Genomic DNA, 20,657 nt, shown 5'->3' with positions numbered 1-20,657 from the left:
ATTAGTCATTAGTCATTCGTCATTAGTCATTAGTCATTAGTCATTAGTCATTAGTCAGCAGTCTTGACTATCGCAAGATAGGAAATTTCCAGCGTCTAAGGAGTTTCTTCGCCAGATTGACGAGGGCCAGGCTGGCATTGCCCACCTTAATCCCACTAATGACTAATGACTGCTGACTAATGACTAATGACTGCTGACTAATGACTAATGACTGCTGACTAATGACTCTCACATCATCATCGTCAGTAGCCCCTGCTGACCGAGAATCATTTCTCGCAGCAAGCTACAGATGCCAACCCAAATAATCGGCGTAATGTCCACCCCGCCGATCGGCGGTACAATCTTTCTGGTAGCGACTAAAAAAGGTTCTGTGGGCCAAGCAATCAGACTCAACGGCAATCGACTGAGATTGACCTGGGGATACCAAGTCAAGACGATGCGAAAAATGAACAACAAAGTCATCAATACTAGGACAAAGCCCAGAATCCAGCTTGTAACGGTAATACCAGTCATAGAGTTATTGTGTCGAAATTTTAAGTTTTGTTAAGTCAGGTATTCATAATTTTAACTGTTTCCCAGGTGCGATCGAAAGTATAAAATTAATAAAAATCAAATTGTTGTAACAAAGGCTTTGAATCTATGACTCCTTCACTCGCGAATTTTCTGTACAGCCTGCTGGTGGGCGTTAGTTTGGTGGTAATTCCAGCAACGATCGCCCTAATCTTCATCAGCCAAAAAGACAAAATTAAGCGCACCTAAAACATCTGTAAAGATCCAAGTCCGGCGTCAAAGTCAATTGTCGGCTGTAGCGATGGCTTGACGTCGGGCATTTCCCCAGTTCCGAAACCTCGGCTGTAAGCAACTCAGAAGCCAAAACCTTCTAGAAATGCCAAGCTGAGGTTTTTTCCCGTTTACTGACACCGCCGGAAATTCCCTCGCTGTACCTGTAGCCCGGTGATATCAATTCCGGTTGTATCGTCAGGTGATTTAACCGCGAAGGCGCTAAGGACGCGAAGGAAGAGAAGAGAGAGTTTAATACAGGACGATGAAGACAGGATTTTATATGAGCTGTTCAGACTCAGTATTATGTCAATATTATGTCAATTCCCAAGCTGCAACCGGGATAAGACCCTCATCCAGCCAAGTCGGAATAGCAGATTTAAGTAAAAATGTAAACATCTAACTCGCTAATATAGACAGAAATAGGAGATAGGCTAATGGTCAATTTATCATGGAACTGGAGTACCCTGTTAGGGATCATCCTAGCAGTAGGCGGGGCGGGACTGTACTTTTTGCGATCGTGGCGTCCCAAGCTAGCACGAGACCACGATATTTTTTTTGCAGCAGTAGGTCTACTGTGTGGCGGTATTCTATTATTCCAAGGCTGGCGGCTAGATCCAATTCTGGCCTTCGGTCAATTCATGCTCACTGGTTCCGCCATATTTTTTGCAGCCGAAAGTATTAAGCTGCGGGGAGCAACCACCGCCCAAGCTAAAAGCCGGGCACAATATATCGACGAAGATAGACCCGTCAGCAACGCCTACGGTTATGAGGGTTACGATGCTGATATTGACCAGCTAGAACCAGAGGAAGACTATCCCCAGCGTCCCCGGATTAGAGGTAGTCAAGATTATCGTGCTTCGCGGGAAGGCTACGATGACGAACCTCGCCGCCGTCCCGACCGTCGCAATAGCAGCATTGATATATCTAAACCCGATGGACCTGAGCGATCGTCCCGCAAACGCCCCTCTCGCCCGGAAAACCAGCCCCCAGAGCGATCGGACCGATCGGACCGATCGGACCGTTGGGACATTTCAGACAATCCCGATGAAAAACCGACTCGCAGCCGTAACAGCCGCCCGCCAACTTCCGATAACCGCAGCGATGGGACACCGAAAACCAAAAAAACCCGTCCCGCCGAAGGAGGGAAGTCTCGCCCCAGTAGCCGCGATTTGCAAGCACCACCCTCAGATTACGTGGAGTATCGACCAGTAGAACACCCGGAAGACCAACCGGATAATTCCCCCAATTTCGACAACTAGGGGAAGTGCTAAGTAGATGGGTGAAATTTAATATTTCTGGTGTCAATATCACCGGAAAAATACCAGTTGCATTTGATTTATGCCCATCTACTGGCGATCGCGATCGGAGAATTACGATCCAAAAAACTGTGAATGGGGAGTGTGAAACCGCAGATAAACGCAGAGACAACACAGATCACAACCGACAGCTAAATACTCATCGATCGCCATGAATTTCAAACTTTTAAGTTTAGCAATATCGGGAATTTTAACAATGGGGGTTTCAGCCAGCGCCACCGCCGTTGTTACCACATCCCCTGTGCAGTCATCACCAGATGTTACTGAATTTAAGTCGCTGGATAGACAGGGTGCGATCGCCCAAAATATCGAAGAACAAACTAATATTCGCGTTTACGAACGAGCCAGTCCGGCGGTTGTTACCGTCGATACAGATAAATCCAACGGTAGTGGCACAATTATCAGCCCCGACGGCATGGTTTTAACCAACGCCCACGTTGTTGCCGCAGGCGGTACTGTCAATATAATTTTGTCAGATGGCAAAAAAGTCCCAGCCGATGTCATTGGATTCGGGGAAGAAGGCTTAGACTTAGCCGTAGTTAAAATGCGGGGTCAAAACAATTTGCCCACAATTCCTTTAGCCCGTCCTGGTTCGGTGAAAGTTGGACAACAAGCATTTGCGATCGGCAATCCTTTCGGTCGATTTCAAGGTACTTTTACCGTCGGAATAGTCAGCCGCATCGACCAACAACGAAGCTTGATTCAAACAGACGCAGCCATCAATCCCGGCAATTCAGGAGGTCCACTGCTTAACAGTTCGGGAGAATTAATCGGAGTCAACACTTCTATTTTTACTCGCGGTCAGGGCGGAGGCAATATCGGCATCGGTTTTGCCATTTCCATAGACAAAGTGCCCGCTTTCCTGACGGCGGTAAGAGAAGGGCGAGCTCCCCGCGTTGCTCAGACACGATCGCCCTTTGGTAACAAATCACCTGCAAAACTAGCACTCAACGGGCCAGCAATCAGTGGCAAACTCACCAACCAGTCTAGCGTTCTGCCGGGAGACAACAGCTTTTTCGACCTCTACTCCTTTGAAGGAAAAGCAGGTCAGCGAATCACAATTGAAATGAAAAGTCAAGAAATTGACTCTTATTTAATCTTGCTCGGCCCCGATCGGCGACAAATCGCTCAAGATGATGACGGCGCAGGCAGTAACAATGCCCGAATTACAGTCAGGCTGCCAGCAGACGGCACTTACACCTTATTGGCAAATTCCAACCAGGCCAGGCAGTCGGGAGCTTATACACTAGAACTGAAAGCCGCAGCTTTTACCCAGGCGGCCAGGGCAATTTTGCAAGAAGAAGGTACTTTAGCTGCTGGCGCTCAGGTACTGCCCTCGGACAACAGTCTCTATCGCGAGTATACTTTTGAAGGTCGATCGGGTCAGTCTGTGGAGATTTCCCTCGAAAGTAAAGAGTTCGATCCCTATGTAGCTTTGTTTGGCCCTAATGGTCGATTAGTAGCAGAAAATGATGATGAGAGCGATGCGAATAAAAATGCGTCTCTAAGCGTTACTTTACCCGCTACTGGTCGCTATCGTGTCATTGTCAATGCTTACGACGCTTCGGGTCGGGGGCGTTACACTCTAACAGTCCGCTAAAAGTGGGGGGGTAGGCACGGGGGCACTACCCCTACAAAGCCCTCGTTTTTTGGAGAATGAAACCGCCCTGGGGTAGGGGGGGTTCTTCTTCCTTCTTCCTGAATTTCCCCCCTTGGGGGGGGCAGGGGGGGGGTTCTTCTTCCTTCTTCCTGAATTTCCCCCCTTGGGGGGGGCAGGGGGGGGTTCTTCTTCCTTCTTCCTGAATTTCCCCCCTTGGGGGGGGCAGGGGGGGGTTCTTCTTCCTTCTTCCTGAATTTCCCCCCTTGGGGGGGGCAGGGGGGGTTCTTCTTCCTTCTTCCTGAATTTCCCCCCTTGGGGGGGGCAGGGGGGGGTTCTTCTTCCTTCTTCCTTCTTCCTGAAGCGGTTCCTGAGCCCTTCGGCTACGCTCAGGATAAACGCAGTCGTTGGGCCTTCTTCCTGAAGCGTTCCCTGAGCGTAGTCGTTGGGCCTTCTTCCTTCATAAAAAACTGAGGTAATTCATGCGTCAAGTTAGATTTTGGGCGATCGCGCCAATTGCTCTACTAGCTACTGTTTCAGCCAAGCCCGTTGCTTCCTCGCCAATTTTCGATGCGAGTCGAGTTTTAGCGCCCGGTAATTCAACCCTAATTGCCGCAGGATTTTCTCAGAATGCCCCTCATACTAACAGGGATATTAATCATGTTTTAGCTCAGGCTACTCCGAAGTCTTCGCCATCAGCAATACCAACTCCCTCAGCTTTGCCTATTCCTGCTGCGGGCTCGTCTAAAGTCATTTTGGAAAAACAAGGAGAACTGACTCCGGCGAAGTCTTCCGTACTGCCCTCAGACAGCAGTTTATATGACGAATATACCTTTGAAGGCACGACAGGCCAGACAGTAGTTGTTTCCTTAGAAAGTGGCGAGTTTGATACTTATCTGGCTGTCTTCAACTCCAAAGGCGAATTGCTTGCAGAAAATGATGATGCTACTGAGCAAAATTCCAATTCGGAATTGACTGTTACTTTGTCTGCCAGTGGTAGCTACAAAGTAATTGTCAATGCTTTTGATTCACCGCCAAAAGGTAAAGGCAAGTACAGTTTGATAGTCCGGGAAGTCATTAAAAATTAATGATTGATAAATCGATATTCTCTGAAGTCAAACATCTACGCAGAAGGTGAAAATTGGATAATAATTTATTTTTCACCTTCCATTTTTTAGTGATTTAACGCAAACCTAGCCAGGTGAAAAAATTCTCGCCTGTGAAAAATTCTAGCAACAGAATTGCCACGAATCCCACCATCGCAAATCGTCCGTTGATTTGTTCCGCGTAGGCGTTCCAGCCAAAGGCAGGTTCTGCTTTTTTGGCTGACTCTGGGCTTGGTGGTGTTGGGGTAGCAGGAGTTTTAGATTTCATTGAAAAGTGGTGAGTGTTGAGTATTGAGTTAAAATTTTATAGCAAAAAGGTTAAATCATGACCATGCAACGGTCAACTACATAATATCAAATCCGTTGACATCATAATTATTATTTCTCTCTTCTCTTTCTCTGTGTCCTCTGTGTCCTCTGTGGTTTAATCATTCCGATACAACCAGAATTAATATAATATTATTTTTTCCCCCATGTTCATCGCCCCCTTGCACAAATTTCTGACTGCCACAAATCATGATGATAAATCTCGATCGCCTACCCTATTTTGGTTAACCTTAAGCTTGACATTTGCCGCAATCTATGGTTTTTTAGGACTAAAACAAGCCTTCGGTGGCGAGTATATCGTGCAAGACGACGCGAGACAACACGTTTTCTGGATGATGCGATTTGTCGATCGCGATTTGTTTCCCAACGACTTCATTGCTAACTACTTTCAATCCATCAGCCCCACAGGCTACAGCACGCTCTACAAAATAGCAGCCACAATTGACATCTCTCCCCTATTATTTCACAAAATATTGCCGCTTTTCCTCAGCTTAATCTCCACTTATTACTGTTTTAGCATTGCTCTAGAAATGCTGCCAGTGCCGATGACTGGATTTATTGCCTCTTTGTTGCTCAACCAACATATGTGGATGACGGACGATTTGGCTTCTGCAACGCCAAGAGCCTTTATCTATCCGATATTTCTCGCTTTTTTATATTATTTACTGCGACGTTCTTTGCTGCCATGTTTAGGCGCGATCGCCTTAATCGGACTATTTTACCCTCCTTACGCATTGGTAGCAGCCGGTATTTTAGTTTTGCGGTTGCTGGATTGGGAAAAAGGTAGTTTGTGCTTGTCGCGCGATCGCACAAATTACCTATTTTGCACTACAGGTTTAGGAGTTGTGTTTTTAGTAATGCTACCCTATGCCCTAGATAAATCGGAATTTGGGCCCGCTTATACAGCAGCAGAAGCTAAAACAATGCCGGAATTTGCGCCCCAAGGCCGAAATGCTTTTTTTCGTCCAAATCCCCTAGATTATTGGCTGACTGGCCGGGGTAGCGGGATGTTTCCCAAGTCCCTGTTTACCCCCGTTACTCACTGTGCTGCATGGTTATTTCCGCTGCTATTGGTATGGCGATCGCACTTTCCTGTAGCCAAACAGATTCAAAGTAATATCTGGCTGTTGCTGCAACTATTTTTAGCATCCTTAGTCATGTTTCTTGCAGCTCATGCTACCATTTTTAAATTATATCAGCCGGGGCGCTATACTGCTTATAGCTTGCGATTTATTGTAGTGTTCTTAAGTGCGATCGCCCTAACTTTGATCCTAGATGGAGTGGGAAATTGGGCCAAGACAACTGAAACCAAATTTAGCATCAAAAATCTAGTAGCAATCATCACAACAGCGATAATTGCTGTGGTAGTTGTGCTTTATCCCTGCTTAGTGGATAAATTTCCTAGCGTTGGGTATGTAGAGGGTAAAATGCCCGAATTGTACCAGTTTTTTCAGCAGCAACCGCCAGATATTTTGATTGCTTCCCTAGCGCCAGAGGTGGACAATCTGCCAACTTTTAGTCAGCGCTCGGTTGTGCTAGGAAAAGAATATGCAGTGCCTTATCAAAAAGGCTATTATACTAGATTTAGACAGCGAGTTAACGATTTAATTCGCGCTCAATATAGTCCCGATCGCTCTGTGGTGCAAAAGTTTATTAATCAATATGGAATAGATTTCTGGATGCTAGAACGCCAAGCCTTGACTCTTGAGTATGTAAAGGATTACGGTTGGATCGAAGACTTTGATTCTACACCAAAGGCGATCGCAGATCTCAAACAAGGGAAAATTCCTGTGTTAGCTGAAGCAATGACAAGTTGTGCAGTTTTTCAGAATGATGTTTTAGTGGTATTGGATGCGTCTTGTATTACGAAATTGGGTGGGAGTTAAGGTGAGTCAATTCTGGTTGCACCGGAATTAATATTACCCGAAATCAGAAGACCCCACCGTGCCCATTGGTGTCAACTTAAGCCGAAAGCCTTGATAAATCTCCTTTTTACCTGAGTCTCGATCCCCCTAAATCCCCCTTAAGAAGGGGGACTTTGAGAAAGTTCTTGTTCCCCCCTTCTTAAGGGGGGCTAGGGGGGATCTAGATTTAATAGTCAAACAGTAGTCTCTGACTGGTGATTTAGGATTGCTATATTCAACCTTCATAATTCTCATCCTAAACCTCTAATAATACGAACGACTTCCAAACTGTTCAAAAAATAAATATGAACCCGAATCGGATGCTCAGAATCAAATAATCGTTTAAAGATTTGTCTCAGCGCTGGCATTTTATCACCTTTAATGGTATCGAAAGCGGGAAGATTTTCCGATAACACATGACTCATGAAGTATTTGTCATGGCTGTGCAATTCTTCCGGTAAATATAACTCCATCACCAGCGCATCCACAATTTGCTCAAAATAACTCAGCATCAGTTTGTCTTCTGCTGTTTCTACCATCTTTTCGCCATGACTAGGAATGTCTTTGAGTTCGGCGGTGAGGTAGATTATGTAATTAACTAGGATTTCAATAGCTAATTTTTCCTGTGGCTGTGCATTAGGAATAGGCAACTTATCCATAAAAATACTACTGGGTTCATAAAAGCCATTCTGGAGTTTTGCTAATAGCTTATCAAAGAACCACATAAATATATTAGAGTTTAATATTCCTAATAAATATTTCGATGTTCCAGAAATTATAAATGCTTTTTGGTTGGCATAAAAGCCAGTGTCATCCCATGCAAATGTATTTCTGTTGCATATATTTGGGTATATAATCTTAGGATGCTCAAATTCGTGCCAATATTTACACGATCGCAACTCCCAAAAAAACTTACCTTGATCGCTACGTTTAGATAATTCTTCTCGTAATTCATCAAATCGAGCGTGAATAGCTGGATAAGTTTTAGCAAATATTTTCTCAGCCTCTTTCGCAGATTTTCCCGACCAAGGATGTTGCTTATTTTCTGAAGATTCAATCTTGATTAAATATTGTTCCGCAAAATTCACACTCCATCTTTTAACATCCCGTCCGCGCAAAAAAGGTTTGAGAACTTCCGCCGATGATGGATGTTCAGCAATTAGCCTATCTCGCGTTTCTCTATCCACCACAAATGCTTCGTTAAAGCCAGTTAAAATGCCACGATAAAATCTGCCATTCACATATTCTCCTAGCGGTGTACCAGTTGTTCGCAGTTTTCCCAACAAATTGAGAACAGTTGACGACTCTAGCCGCCAACCATCAGCAGTCAACTCCTTTTGTGCCATCAAAAAGCTCTGATTTTCAAACACGAAAGCAAACTGATCGACAGGTTGCCCTAATTCCCAATTTAAAACGCGAGTTTGATGATTTTTAGGCTGTTCTTTACTAGCAATAATGATGCTAGGGTAAGCAATAGCCGTAAAAATCGGTGCATCACCAAAATCAATTAATTGCTGAATAGTCGATTCATTAGCTAAAAACTTACGCAGCTTTTCCCCGTAACCAGAGCGAAAATATTTATTTGATGAGATGTAGCAGAGAATACCTTGATTTTTCAGGAGCTTTAACCCTTGCTCATAAAAATAAACATACAAATCAGCTACACCTGTATAACAATCATACTGACTTTTAAAGATGGGTTTAAACTCTTTAATTTGTTCTTGGCGCACATAGGGCGGATTCCCAATACAAACATCAAAACCATCACCTAGCCCAAACATCCATTCTGAATCAAAGAAATCAGCCACAGCATTTTGCTCATAAGGCTTCCAATTAGCCAACTTTTCCGCACTTTCACTCGGAAACCCCCCACTTTTAAGAATCTCACTAATCTGATGACGAACTCGATCATCCAATTCTCGATACTTAGCCTTAGTTTTAGGAGTACGAGCCATAAAATAACTTCTGCGAACCTCTGCTAATTCCTTTTCCTTTTGTTCAATGCGAGGATCGCGTAAAGTAAAATCAGCAGCCCCTTTAATTCCAATCAAAGCATTAGCCGCCACAAACTTAGTTTCCAAATTGGGTAAAGGACGTACACCCCGATTTTCCTGAGAATTATCAATATTTTGGTGAACAATCAGCGAAATGAAAAACCTTAACTTAGAAATCTGGATAGCCACCGGCTGAATATCTACCCCATAAATGCAGTTTTCAATTAAATATAACTTCCGTCCATAATCCAACTCATTATGCTCAAAAGCTTGCTCAATATCCTCAATTACCTTTTCTCGAATCGTGCCATCAGGAATCTCACTAGCCTTAGATATTTGCTTCTCCTTCCATCTGCCATTTTGCGGGTCAAGCTTACTCAGAATATACACCAACTTATGCAAAATCCCCATCGGAAAAGCACCCGAACCGCAAGCCGGATCGAGAATTTTCAAATTATCAATCGCCTCAATCAATCCTGATACTTCTGTATCTGTAAACTGATGCGGTTGATCGTTATAAGCCAAAAGATGACGTAATCGATCCCCCCCAGCCCCCCTTAAAAAGGGGGGAGTTTCATTCTCAGGTAAATCATCGTTTTGTAGGGGCGGTGGATGGTGCGTGCCCGCCCTCCGTGTCCACGATTTTGTATGTGTTTCAGAGATTGGGGCAACCACGGGGAGTAGGGGTCGGATTGCCCCTAGGTCGAATGAACAGCCCTGCCTTAAAAAGGGGGGAGTTTCTTCTATTTCCCTCTCTTTTGAAGGGAGGGTTAGGGAGGGATCAGATAATTTACCTTCCAAACAAGCAATTAATGCCTCATCTACCATGTAATCAACAATTTCACGCGGCGTATAAAAAGATCCCGTTTGTTTCCTCGCAGTTGTATTCGTTTCCGGGTTATAAGCCGCGAGTAAATTTTCAAATACTTTCCCTAACAACTCTGGATCGAGGGCAATTTCTTCCTCAATCGGCGTATTTTCAGTAACAGTAAACTTATAACTATGAAAAATATTAATTAAACCTCGCACCGTATAGCGCTTGTTTTTTGTCCCGTAAACATCATTCAGATCAATTTGTCGATCGGATTCACTAAAAAATAGACAATTAGGAATATTTAGCCGATTATCCTGACGTTCCGAAAAACCATCAATGCGGATAATCTGTTTAGGGTTATCTCCATCGGGTTTATCCAAACATTCAAATAAACCACCATTCAGAAATGGAATATTATCAAACAGTCTGAGTATCGCTGGGGAATCGTGAAAATAATCCTCATAGCGATAGACATTATGTATCATGTAATTTTGATCGCGTCCCCCTGCTTGCTTCGCCTTATTTCTAAACTTACGATTATCAGGTTTATTAGGAGTATTCATCTCCTGATTCAGCGTTGCAAAGAATAAGTTTTGCAGAATCGCTTTGTAATAAGTGCTTTCCTCCGGTGCATTGGACTTGATTAATTCCTGTATACTTTGATAGTTAAACAAATCATCTGGTACTAACCCTTTTTCCTTCAAAAACCAAACAAAAATCAATCTCGTAATTAAACGAATAACGCTAGTAGCATTACGAATCTCGACATTTCCCCCCGCACCTTCGGGAAAAGTAACATTTTGTACCGCCCAAAAATACCAGTTAGCTACTTCTTTAAAAAACCGTTTATTTAGTTCAGAAGTATCAAGAGTTTTTTGCCAAGCATCATGTAATTGGTCAAAGTTGGTAAATTGATACTGTTTAAACAACTGAGGTAATGAAAGGTCAAAAAGTATTTCAATATGAGCGCGATGGGGATAAGAAATATTAATATCTTTAATTAAAGTGATTTTTTCTAAAACATCCTTAGAAGTTGCTCGTTTATTAGGACGGCGGTTAATTATCGACAAAGTAAAACACTCACCATGTCGGAATAAAACCATAATCGGAATATCAGATTGACGGTTAACTTCGCGAGTAATGTCCGATAGCTGACTGCGTGTGTAATCATTCTCGCGCAACTCAACCGCCAAGAAAATATAAGATTGCAGATAATTTTGATCTATGTTACTAGAAAATCCTAATTGACCATTGGATTTAATCTCATCTTCAGTCAGTTGAAACAAAAAATCAACGGACTTCCATTGAGATAAACTCGCCCGTTGCTGGTTGATTTCCCCAAATCCAAAAGTATCGATAAAATCTTCAGGGTGATTGCTATCTAACTCAAATTTTCTTTGCGTCGTATATCCTAGGGTTTGGAATAAGAGCTCTAGCTTCTGGGCTGCATCACCCGCAGCTAAATTTTGGATAGATTTCGCAATTTTATCTTTCATCTCTCGTTCATTCATCTTTAATCACCAACCATGTAATTAAATCGAAATCAGTTTTGCTTGTCACCTGTTTTTTGTGTTCTGGCATTACCGCACCTTTACCAGACTTAAACAAATTACTACCTAACCGCTTCTTAAAAGTCCGAGTAATCGAATCAACTGCCCTCTCAAGCAAATCGTTATAAACACTCATATCTTCCCCGTTATTTGTCTGGTTGTCAAACAAATTACACAAGGAGTCATAAGCTTGCGCCTGATTCGCACACAACAACCGAAACATCTCTAAAATCTGCTTAGGTTGAGCAAAACTGAAACGTACTACCTGATCCTCTCTAATATACACTAGAAAGTACGGTTGCAGAGGATTAATCTGCTCATTTCCCGAAGTATCACCTTTCTGTTTTAAACAAAAGATTACTCCTGGTGCAATTATCGGATTTTCAGACGCTGGTGGAACGACTGCATAAATACCCAAAGGTGCATCTTCTAGCTGTTTCTGGTTCCTTTGTAAATAATTACTTAGTTCAATGCGAAAGTCATCTAAGGTAAACTCATTGAGGGCAACGCTTTCGTTGAAATCCTCTAAATCTAATACCTCATTCTGCAATCGTAATAACTGTTTATCTCTATATTTTAAATCCGTTTGAATTAACTCTTCAATTTCATCCGGTTCCAGCAGGTTGTCTTCAAAGGTAGCGGCAATATCTACCAAGGCCATCCTTGCTTCTACTCGATTTTTGAGATTGATGTATTTATTTAAGTCATCAGTAGGCCAAAAATTCACTAACTGTACTGTATGGTTAACACTACCGATACGGTCAATCCGTCCAAAACGCTGAATGATTCTGACTGGATTCCAATGAATATCGTAATTAACTAGATAATCGCAATCCTGTAAATTTTGCCCTTCAGAAATACAATCTGTCGCAATCAATAAATCAATCTCTCCATCTTGGGGCATAGATGGCATCTTGTCGCGCTTTTTGGAAATGGGAGAGAAATTTGTCAGAATTTGATTGAACTCATTCTTGCCAAATGTGGTTTTATTTCTGCCGGTTCCCCCAACTACTAAAGCTATGTTAATATTGAGCTTAGAAGTTGCGATCCATTCGTGCAAAGCCTGATAAAGATACTCTGCTGTATCGGCAAAAGCAGTAAATACCAAAACTTTACGGTTAGGTTGATTTTGTTTATTAATTGTTGGCTGTTTTACCTTGTTTTGAATCAATTTTTTCAAATCGGCTAACTTGGCATCCCGCGTTTCATCAACCTGCAAAGCTGAATTATAAAGAATCTTGAGTTGTTGCTTATCCTCTGCTAAATTTTTCAACCATTCATCAGTATCAAGATGTGCCATCTTAAAAGTAAACCTGGAACCAACCTCGATAGCTGCTTGTAGTTCTTCATCATCAATATCTTCAAGATTTAACTGATTAAACTCAATATTCTGGTTTTGATCTCGAAACTGCTTAAAGGTTTGAATTCGTTGCTGTAAATCTGCAATTTTAGTAATAGTCCTTGCCATCGTAATTGCAAAGGATGTCACCGAACTTTCCAGCCGTTTAAGAAAGTTAACTTTCATCATCCCAATGAGGAAATATTCGCGTACACTCTGCTTAAATCTTTGTCCTGATTTATGTTCATATTCTTCTCTGTACTGTGGCAAAACATATTTAGAAGGGTTAAATAATGATAACTGATAATTAGAAATTTCATCATTCAGTTTGTCATAGGACATGAACTTACCTTTCAAATCAATTGTGGGAAAGATAGACAAGGGTTTTATCCTGATTGGGAAGCCGCCTAATTGATCTACAACATCTTTATAATATTTTTGAATATGTTTGCGAGAACGAGCTATGGTTAATTCGTCAAGCAGTTTAAAAAACCCAGAATCAAGGGAATTTAAGAGTTCGCTAGTTATGCGAATACTCTTTTTTGACCAAGTGGTAAAAGCTCGTTGAGCGCTAGCTAGAGTATCTTTCAGGCTAACTACACCAATTGATGTTTGAAAAGCATCATCCTTGCCTTCAGTGATAAATTCAAGCTGATGTCTTAAATCAGTCAGGTTATTGTTAACAGGAGTAGCAGAGAGTAGTAGAACTTTGGTTTTAATGCCAGCTTTAATAATGTCATCCATCAGTCGCTCATAACGACTTTTACGAATTATATTCCCATCTTCATCTCGCTTACCCTTGGTGTTGTTGCGGAAATTATGGGATTCATCAATTACTATTAGGTCATAATTTCCCCAGTTAAGATTCGCTAAGTCTGTATCACCGGATTTGCCAGACTCACGACTTAAATCTGTGTGAGATAAGACTGTATAATTAAAGCGATCGCTAACAAAGGGATTTAGTTCACTATTATTCTGTGCGTGATAGATTGTCCAGTTTTCCCGTAACTTTTTTGGACATAACACTAAAACTCTATAGTTCAGGATTTCAAAATACTTAATAACTGCTAAGGCTTCATAGGTTTTTCCTAAACCGACACTATCGGCAATAATACAACCATTATGGGTGCGAATTTTATTAATTGCTCCTATTACGCCATGTTTTTGAAATTCAAATAAAGTATTCCATATGGTAGTATCAACTAGCTGGTTGCTGTCACTGAACAATCCAGCGTCTTGTTGGTCTGCTAAAAACTTTTCAAAGATATGAAATAGGGTTTTGTAGTAAACCAGTTCTGGGGTGGAGTTAGTATATAATTGTTCTAGATAAAACAACACATCAGCTTTGATATCTTTGACCAGTTCTTCATGATTCCAAATTTGGTCAAACCAAACTTTGAAATCATAAGTGTCTTCTATGCTACTGACGATTAAATTTAATTCAATATTGTTGATATTGTTAGACAATCCTAAGCCTTTTATGGTAAAATTAGAACTTCCCATAATCGCGGATGGAACTCGATAAATGGTTGTCGATCCATCGGGTCTGATGTCCTGTACTTCATTGTCAATATGATAGAGTTTTCCGTGCAAGAAGTTAGACTTTGCGATGGATTTTATTTCTACTTTTTCTCTGATCCAGTCGGCACAATCTTTAGCTAAACGTTTTTGTTGAAGCTGCTGTTGGAGGGTTAACCCTTCTCGATCGATTAAGAAGGCTTTGGTTTCATTTCTGTGAGGATCGATCGCAAAAGTTGGTTCGCCAAACAGGAATTGTAATTTTTCAATTTTTAATAGCTGTTCTTTCAGCTCTTCAAAAGCATAAATTGTAAAATAGGCTGAAACAATTGATAAGCGCGAACCTTCTTTGATTTTAAATCTTAAAAAGTCACCAACACACCCCCGTGTGTGGTTATCTTTAATGCCTGAATATGATAAGGAAAAAGGAGAGTTTGGCATATTTTTGAGGTTTTTAGATATAGCAATCCTAAATGAGTCATAAATTTTTTTACCCCACCCCAACCCTCCCCTTGGTAAGGGGAGGGAGTAAGAAATCCACAAATAATTTAGGCTTGCTATATTTTAGCTATGTTTAATAATGATTTTGTCACTTTTGGGCAACTTTCAGTCGATCGCACAATCGTCGATCTCGAAAGTGGCGGGCGATCGACCGGAGATGATACGATCGCCATTGGTACTGACTCTGATAGAGCAATCCTAAATGATTCAAATAAATTTGTAGGGGTAGTGCCAAGAGTGCCTACCCCCTATGTATCGGGCAACCACGGGGAGTAGGGGTCGGATTGCCCCTACAATAATTATGCAAGTGATTTAGGATTGCTATAGAGCCGATGTGTCTGTAGCTGAGAATTAAATAATCCTATAAATTCAAGCTGAATATAGATCCGGGGTCAAGTTGGTAGAGAATGAAAATTATACAAAAGCTCGATCGCACCTTATCTCTTTAGCAAAAACATGGCAACACTATACGTCAACTCCGCCACAGGTTCCGATGCAGCCGCCGGTAGCCAAGGGGCCCCATTGAAAACTATAGCCCGCGCGATCGGTATCGCCCCCTACGGAACGATCGTTCAGCTAGCCAGCGGAACTTACAGCGCAGCCAGTGGCGAACAATTCCCCCTAGACATTCCCTCTGGAATCAAAATAATCGGTAATGAATCCAACAAAGGTAGCAGCATTATCATCCAAGGAAGCGGCAAATTTGTCAGTCCCAGCGCCGCTGGTCAAAATGTCACTATACTGCTAGGAACCGATGCCGAATTACGCGGAGTAACTGTCATCAATCCTGAGATTCGCGGCACCGCAGTTTGGATTGAATCAACTTCTCCCACTGTGGCTAACTGCACTTTGACTAAATCCAAGCGGGAAGGAATATTTGCCACCGGCACTGCTAATCCTGCTATTCTCGATAACATCTTTTTGGAAAACTCTGCCGCTGGCGTGATTATGGCTGGTAGCGCTAAAGGTGTACTCCGGCGCAATACTTTTCAAAATACAGGTTTTGGTATTTCTCTACAAGCTCAGTCCGCTCCTTTGATTGTAGAAAACCAAATTTTGCAAAATCGCTCTGGGATTGTCCTCGCAGGCGATTCACAACCAACTATACGCAAGAATCGCATTGAAAGAAATGTGGAAGACGGCTTGACAGTAGTGGGGAAAGCAATGCCTGATGTTGGTACTGCTCAAGATTTGGGTGGTAATGTGTTTGTCAATAACGGTGAATTTGACTTGCAAAACGCCACTGGGGTCAAAATTTTCGCCGTGGGAAATCAGATTAATTCCTCTCTGGTGAAAGGTTTAGTTGAGTTGGGTTCGATGACACCAACTCCAGCCCCAACTCCAGCACCAACTCCAGCCCCAACTCCAGCACCAACTCCAGCACCAACTCCAGCCCCAACTCCAGCCCCAACTCCAGCCCCAACTCCAGCCCCAACTCCAGCCCCAACCCCAGCCCCAGCCCCAACTCCAGCCCCAACTCCCACTCCTGGCGGCATCAAGTTTAGCGACATCAGCACTCACTGGGCTAAGGATTTTATTGAACGTTTGACAAACATGAATATTATCAGTGGTTTTCCTAACGGCACTTTTAAGCCGGATCAAGGTTTGACAAGGGCTCAGTACGCAGCTTTGCTGGCGAAGGCTTTTGAACTTGCTCCTCGCCGGGATGCAACTAATTTTAAGGATGTGGCGGCGGATTTTTGGGCAAAAGCGGCGATCGAAAAAGCTAATCGGGCTGGCTTTTTGGCTGGATATCCTGACACTACCTTTCGCCCAAATCAGAATTTGACTAGGGCTCAGGCTGTTGTTTCTTTGGTAAATGGTTTGCAGCTTGTGGGCGGAAATCCCAATTCTTTGAGTGTGTACAGCGATCGCGCTTTGATTCCCAGTTTTGCCACCGCTCAGGTAGCAACGGCCACAGAGCGTAAAATGGTGGTGAATTATCCAGCGCGCGATCGCTTTTCCCCAGCCCGCGACATCACCCGTGGTGAAATATCCGCTCTCATCTACCAAACTCTAGTCGCCACCAATCGCGCCCAGCCTATTAATTCTCCTTACATCGTCTAGGAGTATGGGGAAGGGCGACAAGGAAGATTTGCAATCAAACTTGAGTCTGCTTTTTTCTGCTCTTCCCCTCTCCCAAGTCTCGATTTCCCAGTACCGAATCGTTTTATGATGGGATCTTAAGAAATTAAGCAATCATTAAGGTTCAATTGTCAAATTATGGCTACAATTCAATTTTCCCGTGGTATGGACGAAGATTCTGTGCCAGAAGTGCGTCTAACTCGTTCTAAAAGCGGCAGTCAAGGCACGGCTACTTTTATCTTTGAAAATCCCAAAGCTCTAACTACCAGTACAGAAGACATTACTGGGATGTACCTGATTGACGAAGAAGGTGAAATTATAACTCGCGAAGTTAAGGCTAAATTTGTCAACGGTCAGCCTGCTGGTTTGGAAGCTCTTTATTTAATGAGAAGTAAGGAAGAATGGGAGCGTTTTATGCGTTTTATGGAACGCTACTCTGAAGCTAATGGCTTAGGATTTAGCAAGTCCTAGGTGATTGCTTCTTGGTTATTTGTTAGTTGTTATTGGCTGTGTCGCCAATAACAACTAAGAACTAACAACTAAGAACTAACAACTAAAAACTAACAAATAACTTATTTTATATGACACAAATTCCTCATCCTGATTTATCTGAAATGACTGTGAATTGTGCTGTTGTTACTGTTAGCGACACCCGCTCGGCTGAAACAGACCAGAGTGGTGTTTTAATTAAGAAGTTGCTGAAAGATGCTGGTCATTCTGTGGTGGCTTACACGGTTATTAAAGATGATGGGGCAAAAATTGTATTACAAATTCAGGCTTTTTGCGATCGCGAAGATGTGGATGCGATAATTTTTAGTGGCGGTACTGGTATTTCTCCGCGAGATACTACTTATGATGTGATGGAGAGTTTGCTGGACAGGATTTTGCCTGGTTTTGGGGAGATTTTTCGGTTTTTGAGTTATCAAGAAATTGGTTCTAGGGCGATCGCCTCTCGTGCTGTAGCTGGCGTTTATAAGGGCAAGTTAGTGTTTTCTCTTCCCGGTTCTAGTAATGCAGTGAAACTGGCGGTGGAGAAGCTGATTTTACCAGAATTAGTTCATTTAGTCCAGCAGTTGCGGGGTGGCTGAGGGGTGAATCTGCCACGACAAATCCTATATCACCAGCATCTCCCTAACCTGTTACATATCTGACTAACTGAAAATTATTCAAGATTAACCTTCTAGTCTTCGCCTCCTTTGCCTCTCTTCTATCTCTTTCATGAAAGAGTTAATCACACCTAATAAATACCCAAAATAATAATCCTGGAGCTCGATGAATCACCAACAGATCGGGGTGAGGTTTGTGAGTAGTATACTTTTGTAAAATATTTATAATTTGAAATAAAATTTATCTGCGGTATTATAAACTTGTTAAGTGTATAAGACAAATTTTTTATGAGGCTGCATAGAATTCGATCCCCCCTAGCCCCCCTTAAGAAGGGGGGGACCGGAAGCTTCTTGAAGTCCCCCTTTTTCCCCCCTTGGGGGGGTAGGGGATGCGAGGGGGATCGAGATATGTGCAACGACCGATTAAATTGGTATAAGATCGCAAACATTTTTCAAACATCAAACCTGACTATCGATCGCCTCAGCAACAATAGTCCGGTGTCTGGGAGTATTGCAAGTAATCGTCGGCGCTGCGAAACCACAATCTACCAAAGCTTGCTCAATATCCAACCCAAAATACTGATCCAAATAAGGCTCCGTACTCTTGAGCAAAGTCAAAATATAAGGAGGCATTTTGGCATAAATTTCCGATTTTGGATTCATATCCATAATAGTCAAATGTCCGCCATCGCGCAGCAAGCGCCTCGCTTCCCGGAATATTTCCATCGTTGCCTTCTGCGGCAATTCGTGACAAACTAGAAAGATAGAAACTAAATCGAAAGCATTCCCAGGTAAACCTGTAGATTCTGCGGCAGCGTGTACCCAAGTCGGAGTTTTTTGGTTTGGTATTTCCGCTTTTTTTTGTTGGGAACGGTATTGAGCAACGGCTAAAAAATAAGGCGACAAATCCACACCGACAGTATTTGCTTCTGGGTAAACATCCTGCATAGCAAAGGTACTCATGCCCACGCTGCATCCCAAATCTACAATATCTTGGGGTGTTTTGGCAATCTGAGATTTGATAATTTTGTGATAGCTTTCCCGGAGTTTAGCATCACCTTCAGCACCAGCTTCTGGCCAAATTCCCGCGTGAACTGCACGGGCGGCAACTTCAACTTCTGTGGCGGCTTCCCAACTCATATTACCTTTTTCGTAGGCGTGAAATGAAGTTAGATAATATTTGGGATAAACCAGATTGGGATTTTGGACGCTGAGCAGTTCTGCATCCCAATTCCGGGCTAAAAGTGCTTGGGCATCTTGTCGCCAATGCACTCCTATTTTTTCTGCTCTTTTAATCATCATTTCTCGCGCTTGGTGTTTGGCTATATTCGCTAAAGGTTTGATGGAGAGTACGCCGTTTACTAAGCGCGATGCTAATCCTGGATTGGTTTTAACTTCAACAGTCATTTTTTAGGTTTTTATTTTTTTTCGCGATTTATTTTAACATATATCGGCGATTTATGTGGGTCTATATAATGAAACTTAACTTTGTGAGGGCGAGAGATCCGTGTGAATATTTTGCACCACAGAGGGCGCTCCAGAACGCAGAGGAGCCAGCAGAGTGAAAAGGCTGGAGTATTAGAAAACTGGCTGTTGTCCTGTGGTAGTTGTTTGCATTTGTTTGCTGGATTCTGCGGATTTTACCCGGAATCTGGAATTGTATTTCCCGAAGTTGGAGTATTTGGAAGAACAGGTTTAAATATAGCTATTCTGGAGTTTGTGATGAGCAAGTCTATTGTGGAATTGGTTGACAATTTGCCTTCTGGTGGTATCACTGTGATGATGTTGAAGTCTCTCGATTTTGTGGTTCCTGGCCAATGGAATAATCTCACGGGTTTTGATAATACTATTCAAGCTGTTACAGGGGAAACTAAGGGCAAAGTAGTTGAGAAAATTCGCGATCGCGCGATCGCACTTTATGCAAATCCCAACGAACCCTATCAAGCCTCTCTCCGACTTTACCAGTTAGCCGACAGTGCCGACAGTGCGTTAGGAGTTACGGCTATGGCTAATAAAATTGGCGAAAACATCGGCTTTCTTTCTTTTATCAACCGCTTGACTCCCAAGGCTGACACCACTCAGACGATCGACTTATGTGTCAAAGTGGCGATCGAGCTAATTGTCTTCTGCAAACTTAACAATATTTCCCTTGACAATATGGGAAATTTTGGTAATTATTTATCTCATTACAAAGACGAAGCTCTGATGCGGATGGCTGCTTTAGTCTGTGCTGATGGTTTAATTCCCCTGGGCCCGGACTTCCTTAGAGTAGCACAAAATACTCTAGTCGGGTTGAATCCTTCAACCTTGCAGCAAAACTCAACTTTCCAAAATATCAGCAACCTAATTCCCGGCGGTAGTGGTGCTGCAAAACTCGGATTTGTGAGCGCAACTTTTGCTTCCGCCCAAGGTTGGATGAACAATTTAGTACAGTCTCGTGGTTTAACTCCCGCTACTGTTTTGGGCAATCTTAAGCAATATGTTGATGTTACTGATGACAAGCTGGATTATGTGGCGGCGTTTTTAGATATGACTACTAATTATTACGAACATACCGGAATTCAAACTGTTGCTCGCCGATTGATCGATCGAGCTTATGCCGATATAGCTTCTGGTAGACTGTAGAAAGCGGTTTTTACGACTTTACGGAATTTGCCGCTTTGGTGGCAGAAACCTAGGCCACTTGACATTGGTGACAACTTAGTCCGTTGTCACCA

16 protein-coding genes are annotated in these 20,657 nt (G+C 42.7%); 11 read left to right on the top strand and 5 right to left on the bottom strand.

The features are described from left to right. Nucleotides 1-228: 228 nt before the first annotated feature. Nucleotides 229-513: a YggT family protein gene (locus tag P2A85_RS08505; RefSeq protein WP_377478682.1), complete on the bottom strand. Its 285-nt coding sequence runs from the start codon at nucleotides 511-513 to the stop codon at nucleotides 229-231. A gap of 126 nt (nucleotides 514-639) precedes the next feature. Here P2A85_RS08505 and psbX point away from each other — a divergent pair, with 126 nt between their 5' ends. The 5 genes from psbX (at nucleotide 640) to P2A85_RS08480 (ending at nucleotide 4,784) form a co-directional block, all read left to right on the top strand. Beyond that, a complete protein-coding gene (gene psbX / locus P2A85_RS08500; protein ID WP_293148964.1) occupies nucleotides 640-759 on the top strand; it encodes a photosystem II reaction center X protein in 120 nt (39 codons plus the stop codon). A 458-nt stretch (nucleotides 760-1,217) separates the two neighbouring features. Continuing rightward, entirely contained in the window at nucleotides 1,218-2,042 is an 825-nt protein-coding gene (locus P2A85_RS08495) for a Ycf66 family protein (RefSeq protein ID WP_377478680.1), read from the top strand. Nucleotides 2,043-2,062: 20 nt separating this feature from the next. Beyond that, complete coding sequence (locus P2A85_RS08490) at nucleotides 2,063-2,254, top strand: hypothetical protein (RefSeq protein WP_377478678.1); 192 nt, start codon at nucleotides 2,063-2,065, stop codon at nucleotides 2,252-2,254. Next, on the top strand, nucleotides 2,251-3,699 hold the full coding sequence (locus P2A85_RS08485; RefSeq protein ID WP_377478676.1) for a trypsin-like peptidase domain-containing protein: 1,449 nt from the start codon (nucleotides 2,251-2,253) through the stop codon (nucleotides 3,697-3,699). Before P2A85_RS08490 ends, P2A85_RS08485 begins: the two co-directional genes overlap by 4 nt. Nucleotides 3,700-4,178: 479 nt before the next feature. Next, nucleotides 4,179-4,784, top strand: a complete 606-nt coding sequence (locus P2A85_RS08480) for a DVUA0089 family protein (RefSeq protein WP_377478674.1) — start codon at nucleotides 4,179-4,181, stop codon at nucleotides 4,782-4,784. A 94-nt stretch (nucleotides 4,785-4,878) separates the two neighbouring features. Here P2A85_RS08480 and P2A85_RS08475 read toward each other — a convergent pair whose 3' ends face one another. Then, nucleotides 4,879-5,070, bottom strand: coding sequence for a chlorophyll a/b-binding protein (locus P2A85_RS08475; protein ID WP_377478672.1), 192 nt, complete (start codon nucleotides 5,068-5,070; stop codon nucleotides 4,879-4,881). A gap of 205 nt (nucleotides 5,071-5,275) precedes the next feature. Between P2A85_RS08475 and P2A85_RS08470 the strand changes: the two genes are divergently transcribed. Next, complete coding sequence (locus tag P2A85_RS08470) at nucleotides 5,276-7,015, top strand: hypothetical protein (RefSeq protein WP_377478670.1); 1,740 nt, start codon at nucleotides 5,276-5,278, stop codon at nucleotides 7,013-7,015. Nucleotides 7,016-7,284: 269 nt separating this feature from the next. On the opposite strand, the gene P2A85_RS08465 is transcribed toward P2A85_RS08470, so the two are convergent. Beyond that, entirely contained in the window at nucleotides 7,285-11,337 is a 4,053-nt protein-coding gene (locus P2A85_RS08465) for an Eco57I restriction-modification methylase domain-containing protein (RefSeq protein ID WP_377478668.1), read from the bottom strand. Nucleotides 11,338-11,344: 7 nt separating this feature from the next. Next, nucleotides 11,345-14,689 carry a helicase-related protein gene (locus P2A85_RS08460; RefSeq protein WP_377478666.1) on the bottom strand — a complete coding sequence of 1,115 codons (3,345 nt, stop codon included), beginning with the start codon at nucleotides 14,687-14,689 and terminating at the stop codon, nucleotides 11,345-11,347. 129 nt (nucleotides 14,690-14,818) lie between these two features. On the opposite strand from P2A85_RS08460, the gene P2A85_RS08455 reads away from it, so the two are divergent. The 4 genes from P2A85_RS08455 (at nucleotide 14,819) to P2A85_RS08440 (ending at nucleotide 17,922) form a co-directional block, all read left to right on the top strand. Beyond that, a complete protein-coding gene (locus P2A85_RS08455; protein ID WP_377478664.1) occupies nucleotides 14,819-15,025 on the top strand; it encodes a hypothetical protein in 207 nt (68 codons plus the stop codon). A 180-nt stretch (nucleotides 15,026-15,205) separates the two neighbouring features. Then, a complete protein-coding gene (locus tag P2A85_RS08450) occupies nucleotides 15,206-16,816 on the top strand; it encodes a DUF1565 domain-containing protein (RefSeq protein ID WP_377478662.1) in 1,611 nt (536 codons plus the stop codon). A 156-nt stretch (nucleotides 16,817-16,972) separates the two neighbouring features. Beyond that, nucleotides 16,973-17,305 (top strand): photosystem II reaction center protein Psb28, encoded by a 333-nt coding sequence (gene psb28 / locus P2A85_RS08445; RefSeq protein ID WP_377478660.1) that lies wholly within the window; start codon nucleotides 16,973-16,975, stop codon nucleotides 17,303-17,305. A gap of 110 nt (nucleotides 17,306-17,415) precedes the next feature. After that, nucleotides 17,416-17,922, top strand: a complete 507-nt coding sequence (locus P2A85_RS08440) for a molybdenum cofactor biosynthesis protein B (protein WP_377478658.1) — start codon at nucleotides 17,416-17,418, stop codon at nucleotides 17,920-17,922. 477 nt (nucleotides 17,923-18,399) lie between these two features. On the opposite strand, the gene P2A85_RS08435 is transcribed toward P2A85_RS08440, so the two are convergent. Beyond that, nucleotides 18,400-19,347: a class I SAM-dependent methyltransferase gene (locus P2A85_RS08435; RefSeq protein ID WP_377478656.1), complete on the bottom strand. Its 948-nt coding sequence runs from the start codon at nucleotides 19,345-19,347 to the stop codon at nucleotides 18,400-18,402. A gap of 315 nt (nucleotides 19,348-19,662) precedes the next feature. Here P2A85_RS08435 and P2A85_RS08430 point away from each other — a divergent pair, with 315 nt between their 5' ends. Beyond that, nucleotides 19,663-20,565 (top strand): hypothetical protein, encoded by a 903-nt coding sequence (locus tag P2A85_RS08430; RefSeq protein ID WP_377481376.1) that lies wholly within the window; start codon nucleotides 19,663-19,665, stop codon nucleotides 20,563-20,565. Nucleotides 20,566-20,657 lie beyond the last annotated feature (92 nt).

The organism is Microcoleus anatoxicus, from assembly GCF_042465725.1.
GTDB classification, from domain to species: domain Bacteria; phylum Cyanobacteriota; class Cyanobacteriia; order Cyanobacteriales; family Microcoleaceae; genus Microcoleus; species Microcoleus anatoxicus.
This window is presented reverse-complemented; position numbering and strand designations above follow the sequence as displayed.

Coding starts and splice junctions, on each gene's coding strand:
- P2A85_RS08480 (WP_377478674.1), top strand. CDS start 4,179: ATGCGTCAAGTTAGATTTTGGGCGATCGCGCCAATTGCTCTACTAGCT.
- P2A85_RS08460 (WP_377478666.1), bottom strand. CDS start 14,689: ATGCCAAACTCTCCTTTTTCCTTATCATATTCAGGCATTAAAGATAAC.
- psb28 (WP_377478660.1), top strand. CDS start 16,973: ATGGCTACAATTCAATTTTCCCGTGGTATGGACGAAGATTCTGTGCCA.
- P2A85_RS08430 (WP_377481376.1), top strand. CDS start 19,663: ATGAGCAAGTCTATTGTGGAATTGGTTGACAATTTGCCTTCTGGTGGT.
- P2A85_RS08475 (WP_377478672.1), bottom strand. CDS start 5,070: ATGAAATCTAAAACTCCTGCTACCCCAACACCACCAAGCCCAGAGTCA.
- P2A85_RS08505 (WP_377478682.1), bottom strand. CDS start 513: ATGACTGGTATTACCGTTACAAGCTGGATTCTGGGCTTTGTCCTAGTA.
- P2A85_RS08450 (WP_377478662.1), top strand. CDS start 15,206: ATGGCAACACTATACGTCAACTCCGCCACAGGTTCCGATGCAGCCGCC.
- P2A85_RS08495 (WP_377478680.1), top strand. CDS start 1,218: ATGGTCAATTTATCATGGAACTGGAGTACCCTGTTAGGGATCATCCTA.
- P2A85_RS08440 (WP_377478658.1), top strand. CDS start 17,416: ATGACACAAATTCCTCATCCTGATTTATCTGAAATGACTGTGAATTGT.
- P2A85_RS08465 (WP_377478668.1), bottom strand. CDS start 11,337: ATGAAAGATAAAATTGCGAAATCTATCCAAAATTTAGCTGCGGGTGAT.
- P2A85_RS08455 (WP_377478664.1), top strand. CDS start 14,819: ATGTTTAATAATGATTTTGTCACTTTTGGGCAACTTTCAGTCGATCGC.
- P2A85_RS08470 (WP_377478670.1), top strand. CDS start 5,276: ATGTTCATCGCCCCCTTGCACAAATTTCTGACTGCCACAAATCATGAT.
- psbX (WP_293148964.1), top strand. CDS start 640: ATGACTCCTTCACTCGCGAATTTTCTGTACAGCCTGCTGGTGGGCGTT.
- P2A85_RS08485 (WP_377478676.1), top strand. CDS start 2,251: ATGAATTTCAAACTTTTAAGTTTAGCAATATCGGGAATTTTAACAATG.
- P2A85_RS08435 (WP_377478656.1), bottom strand. CDS start 19,347: ATGACTGTTGAAGTTAAAACCAATCCAGGATTAGCATCGCGCTTAGTA.